This is a genomic window from Singulisphaera photorubra (genome assembly GCF_045290345.1).
Classification (GTDB): domain Bacteria; phylum Planctomycetota; class Planctomycetia; order Isosphaerales; family Isosphaeraceae; genus Singulisphaera.
Genome location: NZ_CP155447.1, coordinates 6,126,625 through 6,151,014, shown reverse-complemented (window position 1 = coordinate 6,151,014; position 24,390 = coordinate 6,126,625). Strand labels below are relative to the sequence as shown.

Annotated in this window: 12 protein-coding genes; 4 read left to right on the top strand and 8 right to left on the bottom strand. The window is 63.7% G+C overall.

The window, feature by feature from the left end; genetic code table 11:
* Nucleotides 1-8 precede the first annotated feature (8 nt).
* The 7 genes from V5E97_RS23210 to V5E97_RS23180 form a co-directional block, all read right to left on the bottom strand.
* A complete protein-coding gene (locus tag V5E97_RS23210) occupies nt 9-1,337 on the bottom strand; it encodes an MFS transporter (protein ID WP_406693922.1) in 1,329 nt (442 codons plus the stop codon).
* A 99-nt stretch (nt 1,338-1,436) separates the two neighbouring features.
* A complete protein-coding gene (locus tag V5E97_RS23205) occupies nt 1,437-3,020 on the bottom strand; it encodes a N,N-dimethylformamidase beta subunit family domain-containing protein (RefSeq protein WP_406693921.1) in 1,584 nt (527 codons plus the stop codon).
* 516 nt (nt 3,021-3,536) lie between these two features.
* On the bottom strand, nt 3,537-4,979 hold the full coding sequence (locus tag V5E97_RS23200; RefSeq protein ID WP_406693920.1) for a DUF1501 domain-containing protein: 1,443 nt from the start codon (nt 4,977-4,979) through the stop codon (nt 3,537-3,539).
* Between the two features lie 16 nt (nt 4,980-4,995).
* Nucleotides 4,996-7,635, bottom strand: a complete 2,640-nt coding sequence (locus V5E97_RS23195; protein WP_406693919.1) for a PSD1 and planctomycete cytochrome C domain-containing protein — start codon at nt 7,633-7,635, stop codon at nt 4,996-4,998.
* Between the two features lie 359 nt (nt 7,636-7,994).
* Complete coding sequence (locus V5E97_RS23190; RefSeq protein ID WP_406693918.1) at nt 7,995-11,540, bottom strand: PKD domain-containing protein; 3,546 nt, start codon at nt 11,538-11,540, stop codon at nt 7,995-7,997.
* Nucleotides 11,541-11,689: 149 nt separating this feature from the next.
* Nucleotides 11,690-12,697, bottom strand: a complete 1,008-nt coding sequence (locus V5E97_RS23185) for a polysaccharide deacetylase family protein (RefSeq protein ID WP_406693917.1) — start codon at nt 12,695-12,697, stop codon at nt 11,690-11,692.
* A 484-nt stretch (nt 12,698-13,181) separates the two neighbouring features.
* Nucleotides 13,182-16,148: a PVC-type heme-binding CxxCH protein gene (locus tag V5E97_RS23180; RefSeq protein ID WP_406693916.1), complete on the bottom strand. Its 2,967-nt coding sequence runs from the start codon at nt 16,146-16,148 to the stop codon at nt 13,182-13,184.
* A 338-nt stretch (nt 16,149-16,486) separates the two neighbouring features.
* Between V5E97_RS23180 and V5E97_RS23175 the strand changes: the two genes are divergently transcribed.
* The 4 genes from V5E97_RS23175 to V5E97_RS23160 all read left to right on the top strand — a co-directional run bounded on the left by V5E97_RS23175 (nt 16,487) and on the right by V5E97_RS23160 (nt 23,863).
* Complete coding sequence (locus V5E97_RS23175) at nt 16,487-17,842, top strand: right-handed parallel beta-helix repeat-containing protein (RefSeq protein ID WP_406693915.1); 1,356 nt, start codon at nt 16,487-16,489, stop codon at nt 17,840-17,842.
* An 82-nt stretch (nt 17,843-17,924) separates the two neighbouring features.
* On the top strand, nt 17,925-19,316 hold the full coding sequence (locus V5E97_RS23170; protein WP_406693914.1) for a GntP family permease: 1,392 nt from the start codon (nt 17,925-17,927) through the stop codon (nt 19,314-19,316).
* 337 nt (nt 19,317-19,653) lie between these two features.
* Complete coding sequence (locus V5E97_RS23165; protein WP_406693913.1) at nt 19,654-22,314, top strand: PSD1 and planctomycete cytochrome C domain-containing protein; 2,661 nt, start codon at nt 19,654-19,656, stop codon at nt 22,312-22,314.
* A gap of 73 nt (nt 22,315-22,387) precedes the next feature.
* A complete protein-coding gene (locus V5E97_RS23160) occupies nt 22,388-23,863 on the top strand; it encodes a DUF1501 domain-containing protein (protein ID WP_406693912.1) in 1,476 nt (491 codons plus the stop codon).
* Nucleotides 23,864-23,992: 129 nt separating this feature from the next.
* Here V5E97_RS23160 and V5E97_RS23155 read toward each other — a convergent pair whose 3' ends face one another.
* Nucleotides 23,993-24,358, bottom strand: coding sequence for an STAS domain-containing protein (locus V5E97_RS23155; protein WP_406693911.1), 366 nt, complete (start codon nt 24,356-24,358; stop codon nt 23,993-23,995).
* Nucleotides 24,359-24,390: the final 32 nt, after the last annotated feature.

The following is a 24,390-nucleotide window of genomic DNA, read 5'->3' as shown; positions in this document are numbered from 1 at the left end:
TCCCCTCTCTACGAGAGGGCACGACCCACTCTGCGTTCCACGGCTGATTTGTTCGGGTTGAGAAATAACCATGCGAGGCTGCCGGCCAGGTAGATGGCGGCGAACATGTAGAGAACCCAATCCCAATTTCCGTTGGTCGCCCGAATGTGGTCGATCAGGTAGCCCACCGCGATCGGGCAGGCAATGGCTCCGATATTGCCCGACATGTTCATGATGGCAAAGCCGAGCGCGGTGTGCCGGCCACTGATGTCCATCGTGGCGGCCCAGGTGGTCGGCGCAGCCAGTCCGGACAGGAAGGCGCCGAGGGAGAGCATGGTGACGGCCGCGAGCGGCCCATTGACGAAGGTCGCCGCCAGGGTGGCGAGAGCGCAGGTGCCGAGCGACAAGGCGGCCACCCCGCTCCGGCTCAGCCACCGGCTTCCGGTCCTGACGAGGATCAGGTCGACGATTGGGCCGCCGAGAAAGCTTCCGATCACGACCCCGGTCAGGGGGAGCATGCTCAGGTCGCCGGCCCGCGAGGTCGCGACGCCGAAGCCCTGCTCGAGATAGGCGGGGAACCAGGTGATGAACAGGGCGTAGCCGAACGCCCGGAAAAAGGCCTGGACGCAGAGCGCCCACATGCTGACGCTCAATGCCATGCTGAGCAACACCGCGCCAAACGAGGTCACTTCCACGGGATTGACGTCTTTTGAACGTGTGCCGACGTCGGTCGTATCAAGTTCCCGGTCGTGGAGTTGGGACAAGAGGGTGTCGGAAACTCCCCCTCGGATCAGCTTGACTTCCGCCAGGTTGACGGCCGGATGCTCGGCGGGCGTATTCCGGAACCAGAGGGCGAAGGCCAACGCCCAGACCACGCCGACGAGGGCGTAGACCTCGAACGCTCCGCGCCAGCCGAGCGGGTCGAGGAGGCGGACGGTCAGGCCGCTGGCGATGACTGCGCCGACCGACATCGAGCCGGTGATCACCGCGCCCGCGGTTCCTCGCCGCGATTCGGGGAACCAGTCGGCCAGCGCCTTGATGATCACGGCGAACAAGCCGGCCTGGGCGGCTCCCATCGCGATCCGCGACCATCGGAGCACTTCATACGATGGTGCCAGGGCCGAGGCCAGTGTCGTCAGGGACCAGAGGAGCGCGAACGACGTGAGCGTGATCCGGGCCCCGATCCGGCCTCCCAGCCAGCCGCCAGGGATTTGCAGCCAGATGTAGCCCATGAAGAAGCCGCCCATGATGTAGCCCATCTGGACGGCGTCGAGGTGGAGGTCGGCCTGGATCGTCGTGGCCGCCGTCGAGATGCTTGCGCGAGTCAGGTACGACACGATCGCCGCGCCGGCGAGCATGGCGAGTACCCCCCAGCGGACGTTCGTCGGCCGCTCGTCGGGCGTGATCGTCGGTGGCTCGAGGCGATCGTGGGGGGGATTGATGGAAGAATTCGTGGTTCAAGCCTCCAGAAAGCGGTTGAGGATGTTCGCGGTAATCCGAGACACGGCGGCGTCGACCAGGATCGCGCTCGGCCATGTGATCGAGCCGGCGGCAAAGACGGCGCCGCCGCTCTCCGTCTCATAGTAGGCGAGGTCGGCTCCCCCGTCGTCGGGGTTGAGCCCCTTCGCAAGCCGAACCAACCCTTGCGGTGAGCTTGGCGAGACCTTGTCGGTCTCATGCCCCGAGGCGCCCCCCGCGCAACGCATGTGCAAACTGTTTTGGCCGAACAGGTCGCCATTCTTCAGGCCCGTGCCGGCATAGATCCAATGCGCGGCCTGGGAGACCTGGTACGGGGTGGAGGTCATGATCCCTCGCTCATCAAAGACCACCCCGAGCAGGTTGGCCTCCGACTCGCCCCGCATGTGGAACCGGCTCTCGAGTCCCAGGCGGATCAGCTCGCGGGCATCGCCGTTCTGATAGATCACGGCCGAGGGCTCGACCAGATCAACCTCGCAGTTGATCCCGTTCCCCCCCAGGTACATCAACCGTCCGCCACGTTGATGGACCCAGGCCTTGACCCGGTCGTACATCGCTCGCGTCCAGTATTCCGGATGCGTACTGATGATCAGAACTTTGTAGGCGTCGAGGTTGAGGACCCCCGAATCGAGCTGGGTCTCGGCGTAGTAGTCGTAGGCGAACTGGTTCCTCTCGAGCCAGCCCAGGAGCCGCCACTCGGCCGGCGCCAGGTGGCAGGCCGCGCGGCCCTCGATCGGGTCGGTGATATTTTCGGTTTGGGCAATATGGTTGATCGCCTCGGGCCGCTCGAAGGAGAGGGGGGCGTACTCATTCGTGGCGTAGGTGACATTCTCGGGGTCAGTGTACCGCCTCAGCTCCAGGCGGGAATTGACGATCGGCTTGGGGGGCAACTGGTCGGGATTGATGTAGTTGCTTCGGCCACCGAAGCTGTTGTAAGCGTTCCAGGAGATGTTTGAGGCGAGCACCGCCACCGGGGCCGACGGCGTCGCGGGCGCCACGATCCAGGGGAACGAGAACTCATCGCCACGGGCCGTGTGGGCGTGGAAGTAGTAGAGTCCGGACCGCTCCGGGGCGTCGACATACTGCTTGTGATGGGGACTGGTATACCCTTGCTTGTTCCATTCCACGCCCGTCCGGCTGAAGTCGCCGTCGGGCGTGATCTGCATCGTGGCGCGAGGGCCGTGTTCGTCGAACCAGCCGAGGTTGCGGATGAACTCTTTCTCGAGGCCGTACCGCCAGAGTCCAAGCTTGTAAGGCTCAACCGAGTGGACGCGAAACTCGGACTGCTCACCCGACTGGACCCACTTCGGCCAGGCGTAGCCGAGGAGGCTGTCGGTCAGCAACCGGAACTGGACCGGAGGGCCGTCACCGACCTGGATTCGCACACTCTTCGAGCCGTAGCCCGGTTTGGCGAGCGTGACCTTGTAGGAACCCGGTTCGAGATCGACGTGGATCGACCCGGAGGCGCGAGAGCGGGTCTCGAACGAACCCGACTCGTTCTCGAACTCGAGGAGCACGTCGGAAAGCGCGACGTAGCGTTCATCACTCACGTAACCGATCAGCATGGCAAATCCCTGGCGCAATCACCACCGCGCCGGGTTTTTGAAACGACCAACATCGCTTCCATCCCAACCGGGCGTTTCGAAGACCCGGGCGTCCATCCTGCCCGCCGTTATCTTCGACTTGAATCGAATTGTGACAGGTTGCCCGCCCGTACTCCAGCGGTCACCGGGCGGCCGTCCGCAAATTCACCAGGCCAGCGGAGATGAGCGGCGGAAGAAATGGCTGATTGGTCAGTAAGTATTAATAGCCTTTTGTGAAGTGTTGTGCCATGCTCACCCGACGCGAATCAGTGGACGTACACTGTCGCGAAGGGTGATCGACGCATCAAGGAAAACGGACATGGCCAAGTTTTATATGCGGACGATCATAAGTCTTTAGAGCGGTTTGCGGATGCGTTGCGCACGGTGGTTGGTCTCAAGACTCAGGAGCACGTGCGGAAACGGGGACTGGCTCCGGAGCGCAGCGGAGGTGCCTGTCCCCCTTTTCCTCCACCGTGCGCAATGCGATCGTAAACCGCTCTAGGCAAGCAGACTCTGAATAACCTTCGCCGGCTGACCGTCGACGAGGGAGCCGTTGCCGTTGGGACGTTTGAAGACGAGGGTTTGGTGGTCGAGGCCGAACAGGTTCAGGAGGGTGGCGTGATAATCGGAGTGAGTCACGATATTATCGACGGCCTTGTGGCCAAGCTCGTCGGTCGAGCCGTGAACGTAGCCCCCTTTGAATCCGCCGCCGGCGAGCCACATGCTGAAGCCGTAGGTGTTGTGGTCGCGGCCGACGTTTTTTTCGTTCTGGACGACGGGCAGGCGGCCCATCTCGCCGCCCCATGAGACCACGGTCGAGTCGAGCAACCCGCGCTGTTGGAGGTCGCGAACGAGGGCCGCCGAAGGCTGGTCGACCTTGCGGCACATGGCCGGCAGTTGCTTGAGGATGCCCCCGTGGTGGTCCCAGTTCTGGTTGCCCGTGCAGACCTGGACGAACCGGACGCCGCGCTCGACCAGGCGCCTGGCGATCAGGCAGCGCGTGCCGAACTCGCGGGATGCCGGGTCGTCGAGGCCGTAGAGCGTCTGGGTCGCGGCCGATTCCTTGGAGATGTCGAGCGCTTCCTTGGCGGCCGTCTGCATGCGCGCGGCCAGCTCGTAGCTGGCGATCCGCGCCGCCAGATCTTGTTCGCCGGGCCGGCTCTCGAGATGGTCCCGGTTGAACCGGTCGAGGTAATCCAGATAGCGGCGTTGAACGCGCCCCTGGAGGTGCGGGGGAGGATCGAGGTTGGGGATGCGCGGTTCGGTGGGGCGGATCACGGTCCCTTGATAGAGCGCGGGGAGCCAGCCCCCCGACCAGTTATCGACCCCGATGACCGGGAGACCACCGGGATCGGTCAGGACGCAGTAGGCAGGGAGGTTCTGCCCCTCGGTGCCCAGGGCGTACGTGAGCCAGGCCCCCAAAACCGGCCGGCCGGTGGCGATCCGGCCGTTGTTCAGCGCATTGATCGACTGGCCATGGTTGTTCACGGCCGTCTGCATCGATCGAACCAGCGTGATCTCGTCGGCAACTCCTCCGAGGCCGGGGAGCAACTCGCTGAGCTCCATCCCACATTGTCCGTGGCGACGGAACTTCCAGGGGCTTCCCAGGAGTTTGGCGCTCGCCTGTCCGGCGTTGTCATACTTGATGTCGCCGGTGAAGCTCATCCCGTTGCGCTTGGAGAGCTCGGGCTTGGGGTCGAACAGGTCGAGGTGGCTCGGTCCCCCTTGCATGAACAGCGAGATCATGGCGCGGGCGCGGGGCGGCGCGGGGGGAGCCTTGGCGGTCAGGTCGTAGACCGGCCGGACAAAGTCCGGCTTGGCCGGAGCCGCCTGTGCCTTCTCCTGGTTCAAGAGCCAGGACAGGGCTAACGAGCCGATCCCCATGCTCTGACTGGCCAGGAAGTGTCGCCGCGACGAGACCTCGAAAGTATTGTCCGACATGGCTACGCCTCCCCCATCAATCAACGTACAAGAACGCGTTTGAGCCGAACAAGGCCTGACAGAACGTGGCCAAGGCCTGGTGGGCCGGATTGACCTTCGGGCTGGACTTGGAGGCCGGCTTGGCCTCGCGAGTGGCGGCGAAATCCTCTTGCTGGCTGGCCAGGAAGCGCACGGCCGACTCGACGGCTTCAGGGTCTGGATCGAGGGCCAGGGCGAGTCTCCACGCGAGCTGAACTTGCGCTTTCGGGTCGTCGCCCGCCTCAAGCGCCACCCGGGTGGCGAAGGTCTCGGCTTGTTGAACCACGAAATCGTTATTCATCATCATGAGGGATTGCGGGGCGACAGTTGAGCTCGCCCGCTGTTCGCAATTGGGAGCCATCGGCGGCGCGTCGAAGGTTTCCAGGAGACCGAGCGGGAGACTGCGGCGGACCTGGATATAGAGGCTGCGACGCCACTCCTCGTTGCCGATCGAAGCCCGCTTGCTGACGGGGCGGCCCGCTCCGTCACGGTTGTCGAGGCCGACAATAACCTGGCCCGCCTCGTCGATGGCGACCGGGACGGGGGGACCGTACATCGTGGGTGTGAGCCGACCACTTGCGGCCAGCATGGCGTCGCGGACGGCTTCGGCCTCGAGGCGACGAACCGGCATGCGGCCCAAAAGGCGATCATCGGGATCCACCGACTCGAGCTTCGGATCGCGCCGGGATGACTGGCGGTAGGCCGTCGAGGTCAGGATCAGCCGGTGCAGTTTTTTGAGCGACCAGCCTTGGCTCATGAACTCGTCGGCGAGCCAGTCGAGCAGGGCGGGGTGCGAGGGGCGTTCGCCGAGCATCCCGAAGTCGCCCGGCGTGTTGACGATCCCTCGTCCGAAGTGGTGCAGCCAGACCCGGTTGACAAGGACGCGAGCGACGAGCGGGTGCTTCCCGCTGGTCAGGTGGCGTGCATACGCAAGCCGGCGGCCCGTGGTCGGGAGAGCAGGATCGTCGACCGGAATGTCCGAAGCTTCCGAGCTTGCGGTCAGGACCTTGAGCTCACCCGGCAGGACAGCTTGGCGGGGCTGCTGGATATCGCCGCGGAAGAAGAGATTTGTGGTCGGCACCTGCCCCGGTACTTCGGTCAGGGCGTGCACGAAATCCTCGGAAGGTCGCTTCTCGCGGGCCTTCGCGACTTTGGCTGCGAAATCCTTGGTCAGCGCGTTGAACGCCTTCGCGTCATAGAGACTGACATTCCCGGGCAAGACGTTCAGACGTGGATAGGTCTTGAGCCATTGCTTCTGCTCGGCGCTTCGCTGGGACTTGGGCGTGTCGCAGGCCTCTCGAAGTTTTCCACGGAGTTCCTCAGGTGCCTCGGCCAGCTCTTGCTCGAAGACTTTCTTGACCAGCGCCGCGACCGCCTTGGCACGCTCGAGATCGATCGCCTTGACCTCGGCATCGACGCTCGCGGCGCGACTGCGTTCGTCGGCCGTCCAGAGCGAGATCAGACGAGCTGTTGGTGATCGCCAGTTCTTCGGGTTGTAGGCCGGTTCGAAGAGAGCGCGGAACCGGTAGTAATCGTCGGCCGGAATCGGGTCGTAGCGGTGGGCGTGGCACTGGGCGCAGCCAATCGTCAGGCCGAGCATCGACGTCGAGACGATCTTGATGGTCTCGGCGATCGTGTCGTTGCGGGCCAGGGCCTGCTCGGCCGCCGGGTCGCTGCTGCCGTCGGGGGCCATGCGGAGGAAGCCGGTCGCCACCAACTTGTCGAGTGCCTCGGGAGCCAGGTCCTGATAGGGGGGAGTGAGCATCTCGTCCCCGGCCAGTTGCTCGCGGATCAACTCATCCCAGGGCCGGTCGAGATTGAGCGACCGAATCAGATAATCCCGATACTTGTAGGCATACTTCCGCTCCGCATCCTTGGGGGAGTAGCCATCGCTATCGGCGTATCCGGCCACATCCAGCCAGTGCCGGGCCCAGCGCTCGCCGTAACGGGGCGAGGCAAGCAGCCGGTCGACTAGCCGCTCGTAAGCGTTGGCGTCGTTGTCGGCGAGAAATTGATCGACTTCGGTCGGGGTCGGGGGGAGTCCCGTGAGTGTGAAGCTGACGCGGCGGATCAAGGTTCGTCTGTCCGCCTCCGGCGAGAAGCCGAGGTTTTCCTTCTCGAGCTTTTCCAGCAAGAACGCGTCGATCGGGACGCGAACGAGCGCCTCATTCTGGACGCGTGGAGGGTCTTGGCGGCGGATCGGCTGAAACGACCAGAAGGCCTTTTCCTCGTCGGACGGTTCGACGCCGGGGGCCAGACTTTCAGGCTCGGGCCGGGCCGTGACCGCTCCTTGATCGATCCAGGCGGCGATGAGTTCCTTGTCCTTGGCCGGGAGCTTCTTGTCCAGCGGCGGCATCTCCTCGTCGTCGATCCGCTGCCAAAGAAAGCTGTCTTGATGGTTGCCAGGGATGAGGGATTCGCCGGAAACCCCCCCTTGCTTCATCAATCGCACCAAACGAAGGTCGAGCTTGCCCTCGGGCTTCTCCTCTTCGCCGTGGCACTGAAAGCAGTGGGCCTTGAGAATCGGCCGGATATCCTGCTCGTAGGTGAGCCGCCGCTCAGGCTCAGAGGCGCTGAGCTGAAGGTTGAGCGTTAGGAGGAGGAAACCGCTCGCGTGAAGGAGCCAACGCGTTGTCATCACCGTGGACTCCGGCGGCTAGGGGCCGCGTTACGGTGGGGTGGTTTGCTACTGTGAGGGTCGAACCAAGCTGCAATCGCGGGGCGGGTTGTCCGACCTTTCGGTTGTGTGGAAACCGTTAAGACGGATCTCGTTCAACAATAGTCGAACGCTCCGGGGCATGCAAGAGTGTCCGGCCCACGTTTTTGCCCTCGCTTTGGGGCATCTGGGGGCTTTGAGGGGGGGCGAAACGCCCTGCCCGCGCTTCAACGCGAAGTGAGATCACCAAAGCCAGGGAGCTGATGCTTTCCGTTCGCCTTCAGAGAGAGCAGAATTCTTAGGCGAGCGGGGAGTTGATCGCTCCCCGGCTATGGATCCGGTCACTTGGATTTCGGTTCGTCGACGACCACGTGCAGCCTTGCAACGGCCTTGGCGCCTTGGCGGTTGGCCCGCTCGACGCGAATGAGATAATGGCCCGGCTTCTCGAACTGGTGGGTCCGGATGGCATAGCCATCTTTGGCGAGCGGCTTGACGGTGCCGTCGGACTGGCTCGTGACAGCCGGGGTACCGTCGCCGAAATCCCAGGTCTCTTCGCCGTCGGTGGTTCGGAAGGTCCGCACCTTGAAGGTCACGGGTTCGCCCGGCTTGATCCCGGTCGTCGGCATGAAGGAGGCGTGGATCGTCGGCGGGAGTTGGTTGGGATTCGAGCGGTCGAGGACCTGGACGATGGCGAAGTCGTAGTCGATCCGCCCCTGGCGATCGGTGACTTTGAGGATCTCGGTGTAGGCACCCGGTTGATCGTAAGTCCGCTCGACTTTGGGGCCGGCGGCGGTGGTGCCATCGCTGAAGGTCCACTCATAATTGGCGAGGCGCCCGACTCGGCTCCAGGACTTGGAACCATCGAGCGTGACCGACTCTCCGGTCCAGGTGAGCCGGTGAGGTCGGGCCACGGCCACGAGCTCGGCCTTTTGCTCGCGCTGAGCGGCCTGCCAGAGGAAGGCGTATCCTTCCTCGGTGCCCCAACGGCCCGATGGCTGCCGGGCTTTGATTTCGAAGTGGAGGTGAGACCAGCCGCCGCTCGCCCCTTCCTTGCCGAGCACGCCGATCTTCTGCCCCTTGCGAACCGACGCCCCCGGGGTGATGGCCGGGTCGATCGTATGCAGGTGACTGTAGCGGTAGAACCAGCCGCGGTCATCGACCAGGTAGACGACGTCGTAGCGGGGTCGGGCGGGCGTGTCCTTGAAGCCCGGCGTGAGCGTGGTCCCCGCGCTGGCGACGAAGCCGTCGGTCGCGGCCACGACGTCGACAAGGCCCTCCGCGCCGCCGATGTCCAGGCCGCTGTGATAGTAAATCTTCTTGACGTCGGGCTTCTCGCCGCCATCGACATACACCGGTTCGTTGGCCATTTGCGTGCTTGTGGCGAACCAACGTTGACGGACCGGGTAGGTGAAGCTCGTCGGATCGATCCAAGGGGATTTTGCCGGCCAGAGCCGGATCCGGGCATCCTTCTCGAGTGCCCACGAGTCTTCACCGCTGTTGCCGCGGTATCCCCCTGTGATCGGGCAATCGACTTGCACTCCCCCTGCGGGAACCGGCAAGTTGTAGTTGCCCGTGCCCAGCGTGACCGGCTGACCGTTGACTTCGATCTTGACCTGGGCGCCACGGATGGCTTGGCGGATCGGGTCGCGGTCCTCCTTGAGATCGATCAGCTTGACGGTGGCCTCTTTGCCGTCGGAAAGCGTGACCACCGCGGATTCTCCCACGGCGAGGTCAACCGCCCGGACCAAGGGTTCCACCGTGGGCTGGGGCGGGCCGGGCTTCACGGTCAATTTTGCTTCCGCGTTCTGGGCTTGATAAGCCTTGGTGCAAGACAGGTAGGCCGCGGCCACCTTCGCTTCCGACAAGGGACGTCCGGCCGGGTCGACCGATGCGCTGATGGAAAGCTCACGAGGAGCGACGAGGACCGCCAGGTCGGGCAGATCGTAGTTGACGAGGGCGCCTGGGACGGCGTTGGCGAGCTGGTCGCGCGAGATCGGGGTCCGAACCACGTCGGACCAGGATGTGATCGTGCTATCAAGAATAAGCGACCTGATCTTCGGTTCAAAGACGGCGGCGTGCAGGGCGATCGGCCCGGCTGTCCCCTGGCCGATGAGCGTGACCCCGTTTTGATAATCAGCTGCGACGGCACCAATGACGGATAAGAGGTCGCCCACTCGCTGGCCGAGCAGGGGGCGGGCGAGGTTGATCGCGAGGAACGCCTCTTTCGAATCGGTCCCGAAGGGCCCCGGCTTCGTGCTGGGGGCCGTCTCGCCCATGCCACGGAGTCCTGCAATCAGCACGTGATTTCCCGCCTTGACCAATGCCTCGGCCCTTTCCCCAGGCTCCTGGCTCGCGCGGATGTCGTCCCTGACGATCAAAGTTAGCTCTTTGGCGTCCTTTTTCTTTTCAGGAACGAGCAGGAGGGCGGGCACCTTGATCCCCGGCTCCGTGGTGAACACGAGTTTGCGGATCGTGTAGTCGGCCCGCTTGATGACCTCTCCTCGAGCTTCACGATCGGCGGGCGCAATCGAGTCTCGGAGACCGATCAGCCGGCGGACCTGGGCGAGCTGTGTGGACTTATCGGTCTTCGCCTGAGCTTCCTTACGGTGCTGGGCGAGTTCGTCGGCACGTTCGATGTTGAGGTCGAAGACCGACTTACCATGGAAGGCACTCAGAACCTGGCCGGTCTCGGTGCATTGAAGTTGCGGATCGGTGGCGATCGGGCCGTCACTCTCGACGGTGGCCTCATCGATTTTGAGCAGCCAACGCTTCAGCCAACGCACCACGGCCTCGCGCCTTGGCTTGGTGAAGCCGTGAGGCTCGTCCGACTCGAACAGGTCGACCCGTTCGCCGAAGCCGAGGCGGCCGTAGACGAGCTTCACTTCACGAAAGGTGTCCCAACTCCCCTGAATGTCGAAGAAGTCGCGCGTGCCGACCGAGAAGAGCGTCGGCTTGGGAGCGCGGAGGATCGCATAGTCGCCGTGGTCCATGCCGAAGGCGACCTGGCCCGTGATGTTCTGCTCGGCGTCTTGCGGGCCGATCGTGGTGAAGAGCCGGTCGAGCGAGGTGATGTAGCACGAGGGGGCGGCGACGGCGATCCGGTCGTCGAGGGCCATCAGGTAGGCCGTCAAGGTGCCGCCTCCCGAGTTCCCCGTGCAGGCGAGCCGCTTCGTGTCGATCTCGGGGCGGGAGGCGAGGTAGTCGAGGCTCCGAATCCCGTCCCAGATCCGGTAGGAGGCCAGCGAGCGGCCGACGAGCAACGACCCGATTCCGGTCATCGTGTGCTCGGTGGTGCTTCCCACGATCGCCGCCTTCCCTTGATCGTCGAGCACTTGGAGCCGCTCACCCTGGCCGATCGGGTCGTAGCAGAGCGCGGCCATGCCATTCTTGGCAATAAGCATGCAAATTCGCTGATAAGTTTCCCCCGCCTTGCCGTTCTGGCTGTGCCCGCAAGGAACCAGGACTCCCGGGACCGGTGCGTTCGCGTCGGGCAAGTAGAGCACCGCCGTGACGTGGTGGCCGGGGCGGCTTTCGTAGACCAGACGCTCGACCCGGTAGCCATCACGCTGCTCGGTGCCGACGACACGAGCGTTGAGCGGCGTCTTCTCGGGCAGGTCGCCCAGCGCTTCGAGGAACTTGGCACGGATCTCCGTCTGCCGCTGTCGGACCGCCTCGGGCGTCGGCAGGGCGGCGACCGTCTTTCGCCTCGCTTCGAGGAGTTCGTGGGCCTGACGCTCCAACGCCCGGTAGAGCATGGTCCGGGGCAGTTCGTCGGGCTTGAGCACCGTGCCGACGTCTTCGGCCCGGAGGTGGCCGGATCCCAGGGCGAACAAGGCGCCGAGGGCCATGCAGAATCGAGAAGAGATCGAACGATCGGCAAGTTTCATGTCTACGGCTCCCAGGAGGCATCAAGCCAGTACGGGACGATCTTGGCCGAGCCTTTGTCGTTTGCCAAGGGGCAAGAGGGTTTGACCAGGCCAAAGTTTCTCGAGGCACTTTTTCCAACGCGAGAGAGAAGGCGAGCGATGAGATGGGGCTAGCGGCCTGCGTTTGCCTTGGCGCGTTGAGCGATGGTCCCGAGGTCGGTCAGGATTGCGCGTGGCCCTGCTTTCTCGACCATTTCGCAGATCATCTCGATCGTGCGGAACTTGGGGTCGACGACACCCAGACACGAGGGATGGGCCAGGAAGTCGAACGTGGCCTGGTTCTCGATCGCCCAGGAGACCCCGGCGCGGATCGTTTCCATGAAGGCTTCGAGCGGCCAACGGCCCGTGCGGAAGGCGTTGATATCACTGACCGGGCTCATGGGGACTTCGATCAGGCCCGACGGATAAACGAATGGCTGCGCCTGGGCCTGAGCCGCGACCACCCCCTTGATGACCTCGGACGTGGGGGATTGACCGGGAGGGCTTGCGGGGTGCGCTGGGTATCGACTGCTGACCCAGCGATAACCCAGCTTGAGGAGGAGCTCCTGGACGTCGGGCCGGTCGGAGATCCCGTTCGAGAATCCGCCGGGAGTACGGAAGCCGGCGGGTTCGATGCCGACTCGTTGTTTCATCGCCTCGCTGGCCATGCGGATGTTCGCGGCGATGACCTCGGCCGGGGACTTACCTTCGATCAGCCAGGGAGCGCGTTTGAAGCGGAACTGGATGTCTTCGGGTTTTGTAGCCAGGACATAGACGTGGTCATACGTGTGATTGCCGACCGGGTGTCCTTGCGCGATGATCTCGCGGAGCCAGTCGACGTTCTCTTGCTCGAACGTTTGCCCCAGGGCGAAGAAGTGGATCCGCCCCCCCTTGGCCTTGACCCGACGCGCGGCTTCCACGGCGTAGCGTTTCGTGTCCTGATCGAGGTTCCCTTTCTCGAAGTCCCAGTGCGTGTCATCCCAGGCCGGGAAATTTCGGCTCATTTCCAGGTCGAGGGTGATCGCAATCAGGGCTTTGTCGGCCGGAGGATCGGCGGCCCTGACACGTTGGGCTCCAGCCGCGAGCAGGCCGGTGGTGGAGAGAGTGGAGGCGAGGAATTCCCGGCGTGTCGGGAGCATGAGTGTGGTCCCTCAACAAGTTGTCGGCATCGCCTGCGCTTTCCGAATCGCTCCGGCGAGTCGGGAGAGAAAAACATGAAGAAGAGGGGGCCATCCCCACCCTGCGGAACGGGAATCATCGGTCCGAATTCTCTTGTACGGCGGGCACGGCCCATCATGGAACAGGCTTTGGGGAAAACGGGGACGAGGACCGATAAACTTCACCGACCCGCGACTGAGCGAAAGGACCGAGGATTCGAGACTGTAGCAAGGATACCGGGATCTCGTTCCCATGCTCCGCGTCGTCTTCCCCGGCGGGTGGGGCCGCAGAGCGGCCAGAATGGCATTCCTACGCAGAGCGTAGGAACGAGTTTCTCCCGCGAATTTCGGCATTTGGGGCAGACAGAGGGTCCGGTTTTCTTGCGACAGACTCAGATTCTCGCCCACTCGCGGATCGTGGATAAACTAGCTACTTGCTTTGTCATGATTGAAAAATGTGAAATCATTAATTGTTTGCGGGTCCGTCTCCCTGAAGGTAGCTGAACAGGTCGCGGATCTGGCTCGGGGTGAATTCCTTGTAGAGGGATTCGGGCATCAAGGAGGCCGTCGACTCTTTCAAGGCCTCGACGTCGGCGCGTGGGATCCTTGTCGGCTCTCCCTTGGCATCACGGAGGGTGATCGCATCGGGCGTTTGCTCGACGATCAGGCCGGTCAGGACGCGGCCGTCGCGGGTCTGGGCGATGTACGACTGATACTCCTTGCGGACAACGCCGCTGGGATCGACGAGGCTGACGAGCAGGAACTCGCGATCGCGGCGATTGGCGAAAGTCAGGTCGGGGCCAATGGCCGTCCCCTGGTCGAACAGGCGATGGCAGGAACTGCAGCGATCTTTGAACAACTGAGTGCCCCGCTTCGGATCGCCGACGGCCGCGCGAAGGTCATTATTCAGCCGGCGGACCTCGGCCAGCTTCTCGCCCGGAGTCGCCCCCTTGACCGAACCCCAATGCTTGCGGACCAGCTCATCGAGACCAGGATCCTGGAGCAGGGCCACGCGGCCGATCTGTTCGATCGAGGCCTCCTTGGCCGAGAGCTGGCCACGGTCGATCGCCGCCAGGTAGGCCCGTGCCCATGAAGGGCGGCCGAGCAAGAGCTCGCGGGTTCGCGAACGCCAGTCATTGCCTTGCTTGGGATAGGCGTCGATCAGTGCCTTGGCGATCGACTCGTCTTCGAATCGGCCGAGCGCTTTCAAGGCGGCCACCTGGACTGGCGCGGAGTTGCCAGCGGTCGCCAGGCCCAGGAGCCGATCGGTCGACGGTCGATCCCCGGTCTCACCGAGCACGTCGATCAGGAGGACTCGAGTCGCGTCGGACCCCCGCTCGTCGCTGACGAGGGCCCGGACGCGGTCCATCGCCGTTCGGCTTCCCAGGCGAAAGGCGAGTCGGTTCAAGGGGACGTCGGCCGGGTTGGCGTCGGCCAATTGGGTTGCAACCGCCACGAGCGATGGCGCGATTGCCTGGGCAGGACGCCCACGCGTCGATTCCTCCAGGTCGGCCCCGAGCGAGCGGCGTGCTTCCGCCGTCGGCGCCGCGGTGAGCAGCTTGACGCAGGCCAGGTCGCAAGCCTCGTTCCCCTCGGAGGCGAACCGACGGATCAGCCGCCCCATGATTTCGGTTCGGATCAGCCCGGAACGCCACGCTTCAGGGGTCGAGAACCGGGACACCACCGAGTCGACCGCGGCCGTCGCGTGGCGCTCGACGGCCCACCAGAGCAGGAGCGGTACATAAGGGTCATCCCGATCCTGGTTCAGGTCGCGGAGGAGAAGCCGCTCCGCGACATTGAGCCCGGCGTTTGCCGGCAGCCGCTGGGCCGTGCAGGCCAACTGCGCGCGAACCAAAACGCTCGGCTCCTGGGTGGCGAGAGCGACCAGTCGCTCAGACAGTCCCGGGGTGACTTGCGGCTCATCGCCGATCAGGCGAACCATCCAGGCGCGGACCTCCGCATCAGGATGCTCCAGGAGTCGCTCGGCGAGTTCGGGGGTGATCGCCTTGCAGACGTGGAGGATCCAGAGCGCCTCGAGGGCGACGGTCCCTCGGCTCGAACGGACCTCGTCATGGAGCGGATCGAGTCCGTCCTTCGCCTGACGCTCGCCCAGCAACCGCCGCGCCCGGCGCCGATACCAGGAATTCGGGTGGCTGCGGAGGGCGATCAGCTTATCGTTCGAGAGCGTGGCGAGGTCGGGGCCGTTCGCAGGCTCTGCCTTCGGCGGAGCGATTCGATAGATCCGGCCGTTCGACCGGTCCCAGTCGGCGTCGGGGTCGGGGTGGGCTGTCCGCTTGTCATGCCAGTCGGCGGCGTAGAGGGCCCCGTCGGGGCCGAGGGTCAAGTCGCTAGGCGCGAACCAGGTATCGTTGGCTCGCAGCACGTCTCCTCCTTGGCGCCCGCGGAACGTCGATCCTCGCGGCTGGATCTCGCTCCACCGAATGGAATGGTCGAGCAAGTCATTGGAGATGTACCGACCTCGCCACTGGGCAGGGAACGTGTCCGCCTCATAGAAGAGGCCCCCATTGGAAACGTGCCCCCCTTGAATCCCCTCGTGAGGAACGTGATCAAAATAGCCGAATGTGTAGGGGTTGTGGAGCGGACCGTGCTTTCCGAACAATTTCCAGTAATACCCCCCTTGCACCCCGTGGAGTGTGACGAAGCCGCCGTAGTTCGTGCTCGTGAACAGGTGGCCGTTACGGTCGAAGTCGAGGCCCCACATATTGCCTCCGCCTTCGCAGAAAAGCTCGAACCGGCGCGAGGGGGGGTGGTATCGCCAGACCCCTTGCTGAAATTCGATCCCTCGGATCTTCGCCGTAACCGTGCTCCCCTGGCAGCCGTAGAGCCAACCGTCAGGGCCCCAGGTCAAGGAGTTCGCCACCGAGTGGGCATCCTCCATCCCGAAGCCGGTCAAGAGGACCTCGGGGTCACCATCGGGCTGGTCGTTGCGATCGCGGTCGGGATAGAAGAGGAGGTAAGGGGATTGGAGGACGAAGACTCCTCCGTGACCGAACGCAAGGCCGCTGGCCAGGTTCAACTCGGAGAGGAAGTCATGGGAGCGGTCGGCCTGGCCGTCGCCGTCCGAGTCTTCGAGGATGGTGATCCGATCGCTTCCCTTGGGACCCCGCGGCGGCGGCTCGGGAATCTTGTCATACGCGGTCCGCGAGTAGCGATCGACGCTGACGCGCTGCAAGCCGGCCGGGTTGGGATACTGCATGTACTGAATGACCCAGAGTCGACCTCGGTCGTCGAACTCGATGGCCACCGGCTGCTGGACCAGCGGCTCGGCCGCGAAGAGCCGGACGGTCAGGCCGTCGGCGACCGTCATCTTGGCGGCCGCCTCGGCCGGGGGAAATCCCTGCGCCCTCGCGGGAGCCGCGATCCAAAAGGAAAAGCCAAGGAATAAGCCCGCATGGAATCCGGCGCATTTCATGGGGATCTCGCCGTGGGGTGTGGCTTCGAGGCGTTGCCTCCCGAACCGGCTCGAGGATCACGGTCGGTGGCTGTGGCTGGTCGGTCGGGACTCGACTTGGAGAGAGTCGGTGTCGCCCCGTTCACGCCACGAGGCTACTCGGTGCGAGGTTGGTTGTCACCTGGGCGCTAGAGCCTCCAAGAAAAAAAAAGGCGCAAGAAGCGGGATCCTCGTCAAGACGGCCAGTCTCTTGTGGCGAGGACGGCTTGCCACAATAATCGGTCCGTTCCGACAAGGTAAATCTCATGCCCGAGCCGTGTCCACACTCTCCCCTCATTCAAAATCGGAGAAATTCGCTCATGACCCGATCTGAGCTGACGCGTCGTGGATTTCTGGGAGTGGCGACCGGGAGTTTGGCCCTTTCCGCGCACCAGGCGCTGGCCGAGGGGGACGACCGTCCCGCCGCGATCAATCCTCGGGCGACCGACGGCGATGATGTGCGCGAGCCGGCATGGGAGGAGCGCTTGACGGTGACCGTCGGACCCGACGGCAAGGACGCGGATCTGGTCGGTCGGGACGACAAGGTGATCCAGTCGGCCCTCGGCTACGTGGCCCGGCTCGGGGGCGGAACCGTGCGGCTCTTGCCGGGGACGTATACCCTGCGGGGCCCGGTCGTGCTGCCGTCGCGAGTCAGGCTCATCGGCGCAGGGCTCGAGACGATTCTCACGAAGATCCCGTCGCGGACCGTGGCGCTGGCCGAGGACTCCGATTGGTATGACCGTGAGATCACGCTCGAAGACGCCCGAGGCTTCCGGGTCGGCGATGGCGTCGTGCTCCGCGCCAAGAACGGGTCGAATGGTGGTGAGATCGTCCTCAAGCGAACACTTGTGGCACGCTCGGGCAACCGCTTTCGCCTTGACGCCGGCCTCCGCGAGAATCTGTGGCTCTCCGGGAAGCCCACCTGCTCAGCCTTGTTCCCCTTGTTGACCTCCGAGCGCACCAGTGACGTGGTGATCGAAGACCTGGCCCTTGATGGCGACAAGGCGAACAACGAGAACTTCAACGGCAATTACGCCGGCTGCATCTTCCTCCAGGACTGCAACAAGTTCACGTTCCGTGGCGTGACCGCGCGGAACTACAACGGCGACGGGATCAGCTTCCAGATCAGCCACGACGTGGTCGTCGAGCGTTGCCACTCGCACGACAACGTCGACCTCGGCGTTCACCCCGGGTCGGGCTCGCAACGGCCGCTGATCCGCGCGAACCGGCTCGAACGGAACTCGATCGGCCTGTTCTGGTGCTGGGGCGTGAAATACGGCCTGGCCGAGAAGAATCAGATCGCAGGCAACCGTGACTACGGCGTCTCGATCGGTCATAACGATACGGATAACCTGATCCGAGACAACGACATTCAAGAGAGTGGAAAAGTCGGCATTCTTTTCCGTGATGAGTCGCGTGGCAAGGATTTCTGGCCCAACCGCAACCGGGTCGAGGCCAATCGGGTCACCAACAACGGTCCCGAAGATGGGGTTGCCATCGACGTCCGAGGAAAGACCAAGGACCTCAAAATTGTCCGGAACCTCGTCCGCGAAACCCGCGGAGCGATGAGTCGGACCGGCCTGCGGATTGGGGCCGAGGCCGGCGCGATCGAACTGGCCGAAAACCGCATCGAAGGGTTCTCCAAGGAGATCGACGACCGCCGTTCGCACAGTTGAGAATGGATGAGACGAACCCGCCAGTCTTTCGGAGCGACAGGGAAGGGGGGCGGTTGGTGCTGCTGCTAATAAAGGAACATGAATGAATCTCGAAGTAATTGCGATCGTGGTTTCGTTGGTTCTCCTGATGGCGCTGGCTTATCGGGGGTTGCCGGTCATCATCTTCGCCCCGATCTGTGCATTGCTGGCGGCCGGATTATCGGGTCAGGCGCTTTTGCCGAGTTACACCGAGACGTTCATGACGGCGGCGTCGGGTTACATCCGCTCGTTTTTCCCTCTCTTTTTGATGGGAGCGATCTTTGGCAAACTGATGGAGACGAACGGCTCGGCCGCGGCCATTGCCGGATCGATCGCCGGGTTTCTGGGGGCGCGGCGGGCGATCTTGGCCGTCGTGCTCGCCTGTGCGGTGCTGACCTACGGTGGAGTCTCCCTCTTTGTCGTGGCGTTCGCCGTCTATCCGTTCGCCTCGGCCTTGTTCCGGGAGGCGGATATTCCCAAGCGGCTGATTCCAGGGGCCATTGCCCTGGGGGCGTTCACGCTCACGATGGATGCGCTGCCCGGTTCGCCCCAGATTCAGAACCTGATTCCGACGCGTTTTTTTGGAACGGATGCCTACGCCGCGCCCGTGGTCGGAATCCTCGGAGGCTTGCTGGTGCTGGGGGGCGGCCTCTTCTGGCTCGACCGTCGCCGGGCCCAGGCGGCCGCCGCGGGCGAGGGGTATGGAACGGGGCATCGGAACGAACCTGAGCCCGGCTCAGGCGAGGGGCGGCCCCCGCTGTTTGTGGCGCTCATTCCCTTGGGGTTGGTGCTGGGGGGGAATTTCGTGCTGAGCCGGACGGCTTGGTCGGTCTCGACCTGGTATCCGGAGGCTCAGCTCCATCGCGATTTTCCTGCCCTCAATGTGGCGGCCTCGGCATCGACCTGGGCCTTGATCGTGGCGCTGGCCCTGGGGATTACGGCCGCCCTGGCGATCAACCCCAGGCGCTGGAGAGACAGGTTCTCGGGCGCCCTCACCGCTGCCACGTCGGGAGCGCTGCTCGCGATCTTCAACACGGCGTCGGAGGTCGGATTCGGCAACGTTGTCAAGACCTTGCCCGGCTTCTTCGTGATCCGGGATAGCGTTTTCCTCGTGAGCCGACACGTGCTCGTGGCCGAGGCCACCGCCGTCAACGTTCTCGCCGGGATCACCGGATCAGCCTCGGGGGGGCTCTCGATCGCCCTGGAGGTGATGGGCTCACGCTACATGGAACTGGCCCGAGCCCAGGGGATCAGCCCTGAACTGCTCCATCGCATTGCGTCGATGGCTTCCGGAGGCATGGATACCTTGCCGCACAACGGCGCGGTGATCACTCTGCTGGCGATCACCGGACTGTCTCACCGCCAATCTTATCCCGATATCTTCGCAATCACGGTGCTCAAGACCGTGACCGTCTTCGTCATGGCGTTCGGAGTCTCGGCGTTCCAGGGGAGCTGATTTCCCGCCGGCTAACCGCATTGTTGAACCCCAACGGCCCGGCCGGAATGGCTTCGGTTGGCCGTCCGCCCCTTTCCTGCCGTCGAGAGCTGAGTCCCCTCCTTATGTTTGCTTGACGAGAAGGTGGTCGACGCCAGTGAGGACGGTGTTGTATAATATAGAATCAACAAAAGCGACTTGCCCACACCTACCTGATGCTGTGTCCAGGCCCCACGACCCCTTTATCGTTTTGGGGTAACGCAACGGGGAGGCCTACCTCTGTTCTCTTCTCTCTTCGAACTCGACGGACGCGTCAGGCGTATTTATTCGTAAAAGACGACGGACGATGGAACAGGCCATGCGAACCATGCTGATGACGACGCCTGCCGGTTTGCTCGCGACGGGGTGGCTCGCCATCGCCGTTTCCGTTGCGCAAGGGGGAGAGGAGGAACTGCGGTTCAACCGCGATGTTCGTCCGGTCCTCGCCGAAACCTGCTTCCGATGCCATGGGCCGGGGGTCAAAAAAGCGGGCCTGCGCCTCGATCAGCGCGAGGCGACTCTCAAGGTGGCCGAGAGCGGCGAGATCCCGATCGTTCCGGGCAAGACCGATGAGAGTGAGATCATTCGGCGGATCTTCAGCGACGACGAGAGCGAGGTCATGCCGCCTCCAAGTGCGAAGAAGCCGCTGACCCTCGAGCAGAAGAATCTGCTGAAACAGTGGGTGGAGCGCGGAGCGCCCTACGAGGCCCACTGGTCGTACACCGCTCCGGTCAAGGAACAGGTGCCGCGTTTGAAGCAGGCGGCCGGTTCCGGCAATCCGATCGACGCATTCATTGCCGAGCGACTCCAGCGCGAGGGACTCACAATCTCGCCCGAGGCGGATAAAGAGACCTTGATCCGCCGTGTCTCATTCGCTTTGACAGGTCTGCCGCCGACGCCTCGCGAGGTGGACGCTTTCCTGGGCGATTCGTCGGCAAAGGCCTATGAAAATATGGTCGAACGCTATCTGTTTGCGCCGAGTTACGGCGAGGAGATGGCTCGTCACTGGCTCGACGTCGCCCGTTATGCGGACACTCACGGGCTTCACCTCGATAATGAGCGGCAGATTTGGATCTATCGTGACTGGGTGGTCAAGTCGTTCAACGACAACCAGCCGTTCGATCGGTTCACCATCGAACAACTGGCCGGGGATCTGCTCCCCGAGCCGACGCCCGACCAACTGGTCGCGACCGGCTTCAACCGGTGCGGGGTGACGACCAGCGAAGGCGGCTCGATCGAGGCCGAGTGGTATTTTCGCAATGCCGTGGAACGTGCCAGCACGATGGCCGAAACGTGGATGGGAATGACGGCCGGCTGCGCTGTCTGTCACGACCATAAGTTCGACCCGCTCTCGGCAAAAGAGTTTTACTCGCTCTACGCCTTCTTCTACTCGGCGGCGGGACCCGCCATGGACGGCAACGCCCTGCTGCACGAGCCGACCTTGAAGATGCCGACCCCGCAACAGAAGGGGACGCTCGCGGAGCTGGACGCAAAGCTTGCGGAAGTGAACAAGGAACTCGATCAGCAGCGAAAAGCTCTCGCATACCGCGACCCCGCCGACGCCATCAAGCAGGGCGAAGCGGACCAGGCCGCATCAGCGCCTTCGGCCGAGTCTGTCGACCCGCGGGCGAATGACCCGAACCAGTCGTTTCGCGCCTGGGCGAAACCAGGGGGGAAGACCGAGGCGAAGACTGCCACCGCTGCAATCAAGGCCCTGCTCAAGAAGGCGCAGGCCGGCCCGTTGCCCACAGCGGAGGAGACGTCGCTTCGTGCCTACTACCTCGAAAATGTCTGCGAAGCCACCAAGGGGCCGTTCAAGCCGCTGCTGGAGAAGCTGGCCGCCTTGATGAAGGAGCGGACCGAGCTGGACGCCCAGATCGTCGCGACCTACATCTTCAAGGACTTGGAGAAGCCTCGCGACGCGTTCGTCATGCTCCGCGGTCAGTACGATAGCCCGGGCGCCAAGGTCGAGCCCGGGACGCCCGCGGTCTTGCCGCCGCTCAACCGAGGTGGTTCCGGCGACCGTGCGAACCGCCTCGACCTTGCGAACTGGCTGGTGGCGCCGGAGCACCCGCTGACGGCGCGGGTGACGGTGAACCGGTTCTGGCAGCAGCTCTTCGGCACCGGACTCGTCAAAACGGCCTTCGACTTCGGCACCCAAGGGGAGCCACCGAGCCACCCCGAGTTGCTCGACTGGCTGGCCGTCTCGTTCCGGGAGAGTGGCTGGGACGTCAAGGCTCTCGTCCGCCTGATGGTGAACTCGGCGACGTTCCGTCAGTCGTCGCGGATCACGGCCGAACTCCAGAAGCAGGACCCGGAGAACCGACTCTACGCTCGAGGCCCGCGGTTCCGCCTCGATGCCGAGCAGATTCGCGACAATGCACTCTTCGTGGCCGGTTTGGTCAACCTCAAAATGGGGGGCAGGGGAGTACGGCCCTATCAGCCGCCTAATATCTGGGAGCCGGTCGCCTATACCGGATCGAACACCCGATCCTACAAGCCCGACGAGGGGGCCGCAGTCTATCGCCGGAGTCTTTATACGTTCATGAAGCGGACTGCGCCGCCGCCGTTTCTGACCAACTTCGATGCGCCGAATCGCGAAGCGTTCTGCACCCGTCGTGAGCGGAGCAACACCCCCCTCCAGGCGTTGCAACTGATGAACGACGTGCAGCACTTTGAGGCGGCGCGTGCCCTTGCCGAGCAGATGATGAGCGAAGGAGGAGCGACCCCCGCCGAACGCATCACTCACGGCTTCCGCGTGGTACTGGCTCGCAAGCCGGACGCGGACGAGCTCGCCACCCTGAACGATCAGTTCGCCAAGAACCTGGCTCGGTTCGTGCGCGACCCCGCGGCGGCAAAGCAGGTGGTTCGGGTGGGCAATACGCCGCCGCGAGCGACCCTTCCCGAGATCGAACTGGCCGCGTACGCACTCGTGGCAAATACACTCTTGAACCTGGATGAGACGGTCACCAGGAACTGACCTGGCTTCCAGGTCGCCGCCGCCCCGAGATCATCGCCCGTCCGACTCCTTCTTCCGTCCGAGGTCCAGGCGCATGAACCCGTTCTTCGAATACCAGCAGCAACAGAACCGCCGTCAGTTCTTCGGCGATGTGGGGCTCCGTGCCGGTGGGATCGCCCTGGGAATGCTCATGGGTGAGACGGCCGCCCGAGCCGCTGCCGCTACCTCCGCGACGGACCGGATTCAGCCTGCGCGGGCCGACCTGCCCCACTTTCCGCCCAAGGCAAAGTCGCTCATTTATCTTCATATGAACGGAGGTCCGTCTCAGCTTGACCTCTGGGATTACAAGCCGCAGCTTCGGAAGCATTTCGAGAGCGACCTTCCCGACAGTATCCGCAAAGGCCAGCGGATCACGACGATGACCAGCGGCCAGACGCGGTTCCCCGTCGCCCCCTCGAAGTTTGCTTTTCGCCAAGCGGGCGAGTGCGGCACCTGGATCAGCGAGCTCCTGCCGCATACGGCGAGGATTGTGGACGAGATCGCCCTGATCAAGTCGGTGCATACGAACGCGATTAACCACGACCCTGCCTGCACGTTCGTGATGACCGGCAGCGAGATTCCCGGCAAGCCGAGCGTCGGCTCGTGGCTCTCGTACGGCCTGGGGAGTGAGAGCAACGACCTCCCTGCCTTCGTGGCGTTCACGCCGACGTTTCCCAAGTCGGGCAACGGTCAGGCCCTCTTCACGCGGATGTGGAGCAGTGGATTTCTGCCGACCACGCACAACGGTGTCGCGCTTCGCGGGACGGGAGACCCGGTTCTCTACCTTCAGAACCCGTCGGGCGTCAGCAGCGACGACCGCCGCACCATGCTCGACGCTTTGGGCAAGCTCAACAACCGCCAGCTCGAACGGTTCGGTGATCCTGAGACCCGGACGAGGATTGCCCAGTACGAGATGGCCTTCCGGATGCAGTCGAGCGTGCCCGAGCTCGTCGACGTTTCCAAGGAACCGGCGCACATCCTCGACCTCTACGGCCCGAATGTGCAGACGCCCGGCACCTTCGCCCACAGCGCCTTGATGGCGCGTCGGCTCGTCGAACGTGGCGTTCGCGCGGTGCAGATCCTCCACCGTGGCTGGGACCAGCACTCCGTGCTCCCCATGGCGCTGGCGAACCAGTGTCTCGATACCGATCAGGCCACGGCCGCGCTCGTCCTCGACCTCAAGCAGCGTGGTCTGCTCGATGACACCCTCGTGGTCTGGGGGGGCGAGTTCGGGCGCACCGTCTATTCGCAAGGGACGCTCACGAAAGACGACTACGGTCGCGACCACCATCCTCGAAACTTCTGTATGTGGATGGCAGGCGGTGGGATCAAGAAAGGGATCGTCGTCGGCGAAACCGACGACTTCAGCTACAACGTGGTGGACGAGCCGGTCCACGTCAACGACCTCAACGCCACGATCCTCCACTGCATGGGAATCGACCACGAGCGGTTCACGTACAAGTTCCAGGGCCTCGATCAGCGCCTGACCGGCGTCGAGCCCGCGAAGGCCGTCGCCAAGCTTCTCGCCTGAGCCGGCCTGCTCGATTCAAGATGGAAGGCGAAGAAGACGGTGGGCCGTGCTCACCCTACAAGATGTTAATGTCTTGCTGGGTGGGCACGGCCCACCATGGGATCGGCCTGTTGAAGGCAACCCAGGTGCTCAGGAAGTGAAGGCCTTCAGGGCCGCACTCTCATTGTTGTGGATTTCTACGTACTTGCTGAGGCCGATGATATCGGCTCCGACGCGAACATCGGGGTCGAGTTCGCAGAGCTTGATTTGCTGCCCCGTGGCTTTCGCCTGGTTCAGGAGCTTGGCGAGGACGGCGAACCCCGTGCTACTGAGGTAGCGGACGTGGCGGAAGTTGAGCAGGAGCTGCTTTGCCCATTCCTGGCCGGCCACGGCGGTTAATTCGGTGCCGAGTTCGAGAGCCAGGTCGGGCCCGCGCAGGTCCTTGGTCATGATCTCGACAACCGCAACGTCCTTGACCATGCTGACATTGATATGCTTGAAATCGGCGCTAGCCATTACGGGAACCTTTCTCGCAAAGTCGGGAGCGG

Bases quoted from the DNA above. Each gene is read 5' to 3' on its own strand.
- V5E97_RS23210 (WP_406693922.1), bottom strand. From the start codon at position 1,337: ATGCTCGCCGGCGCGGCGATCGTGTCGTACCTGACTCGCGCAAGCATC.
- V5E97_RS23205 (WP_406693921.1), bottom strand. From the start codon at position 3,020: ATGCTGATCGGTTACGTGAGTGATGAACGCTACGTCGCGCTTTCCGAC.
- V5E97_RS23200 (WP_406693920.1), bottom strand. From the start codon at position 4,979: ATGTCGGACAATACTTTCGAGGTCTCGTCGCGGCGACACTTCCTGGCC.
- V5E97_RS23195 (WP_406693919.1), bottom strand. From the start codon at position 7,635: ATGACAACGCGTTGGCTCCTTCACGCGAGCGGTTTCCTCCTCCTAACG.
- V5E97_RS23190 (WP_406693918.1), bottom strand. From the start codon at position 11,540: ATGAAACTTGCCGATCGTTCGATCTCTTCTCGATTCTGCATGGCCCTC.
- V5E97_RS23185 (WP_406693917.1), bottom strand. From the start codon at position 12,697: ATGCTCCCGACACGCCGGGAATTCCTCGCCTCCACTCTCTCCACCACC.
- V5E97_RS23180 (WP_406693916.1), bottom strand. From the start codon at position 16,148: ATGAAATGCGCCGGATTCCATGCGGGCTTATTCCTTGGCTTTTCCTTT.
- V5E97_RS23175 (WP_406693915.1), top strand. From the start codon at position 16,487: ATGACCCGATCTGAGCTGACGCGTCGTGGATTTCTGGGAGTGGCGACC.
- V5E97_RS23170 (WP_406693914.1), top strand. From the start codon at position 17,925: ATGAATCTCGAAGTAATTGCGATCGTGGTTTCGTTGGTTCTCCTGATG.
- V5E97_RS23165 (WP_406693913.1), top strand. From the start codon at position 19,654: ATGCGAACCATGCTGATGACGACGCCTGCCGGTTTGCTCGCGACGGGG.
- V5E97_RS23160 (WP_406693912.1), top strand. From the start codon at position 22,388: ATGAACCCGTTCTTCGAATACCAGCAGCAACAGAACCGCCGTCAGTTC.
- V5E97_RS23155 (WP_406693911.1), bottom strand. From the start codon at position 24,358: ATGGCTAGCGCCGATTTCAAGCATATCAATGTCAGCATGGTCAAGGAC.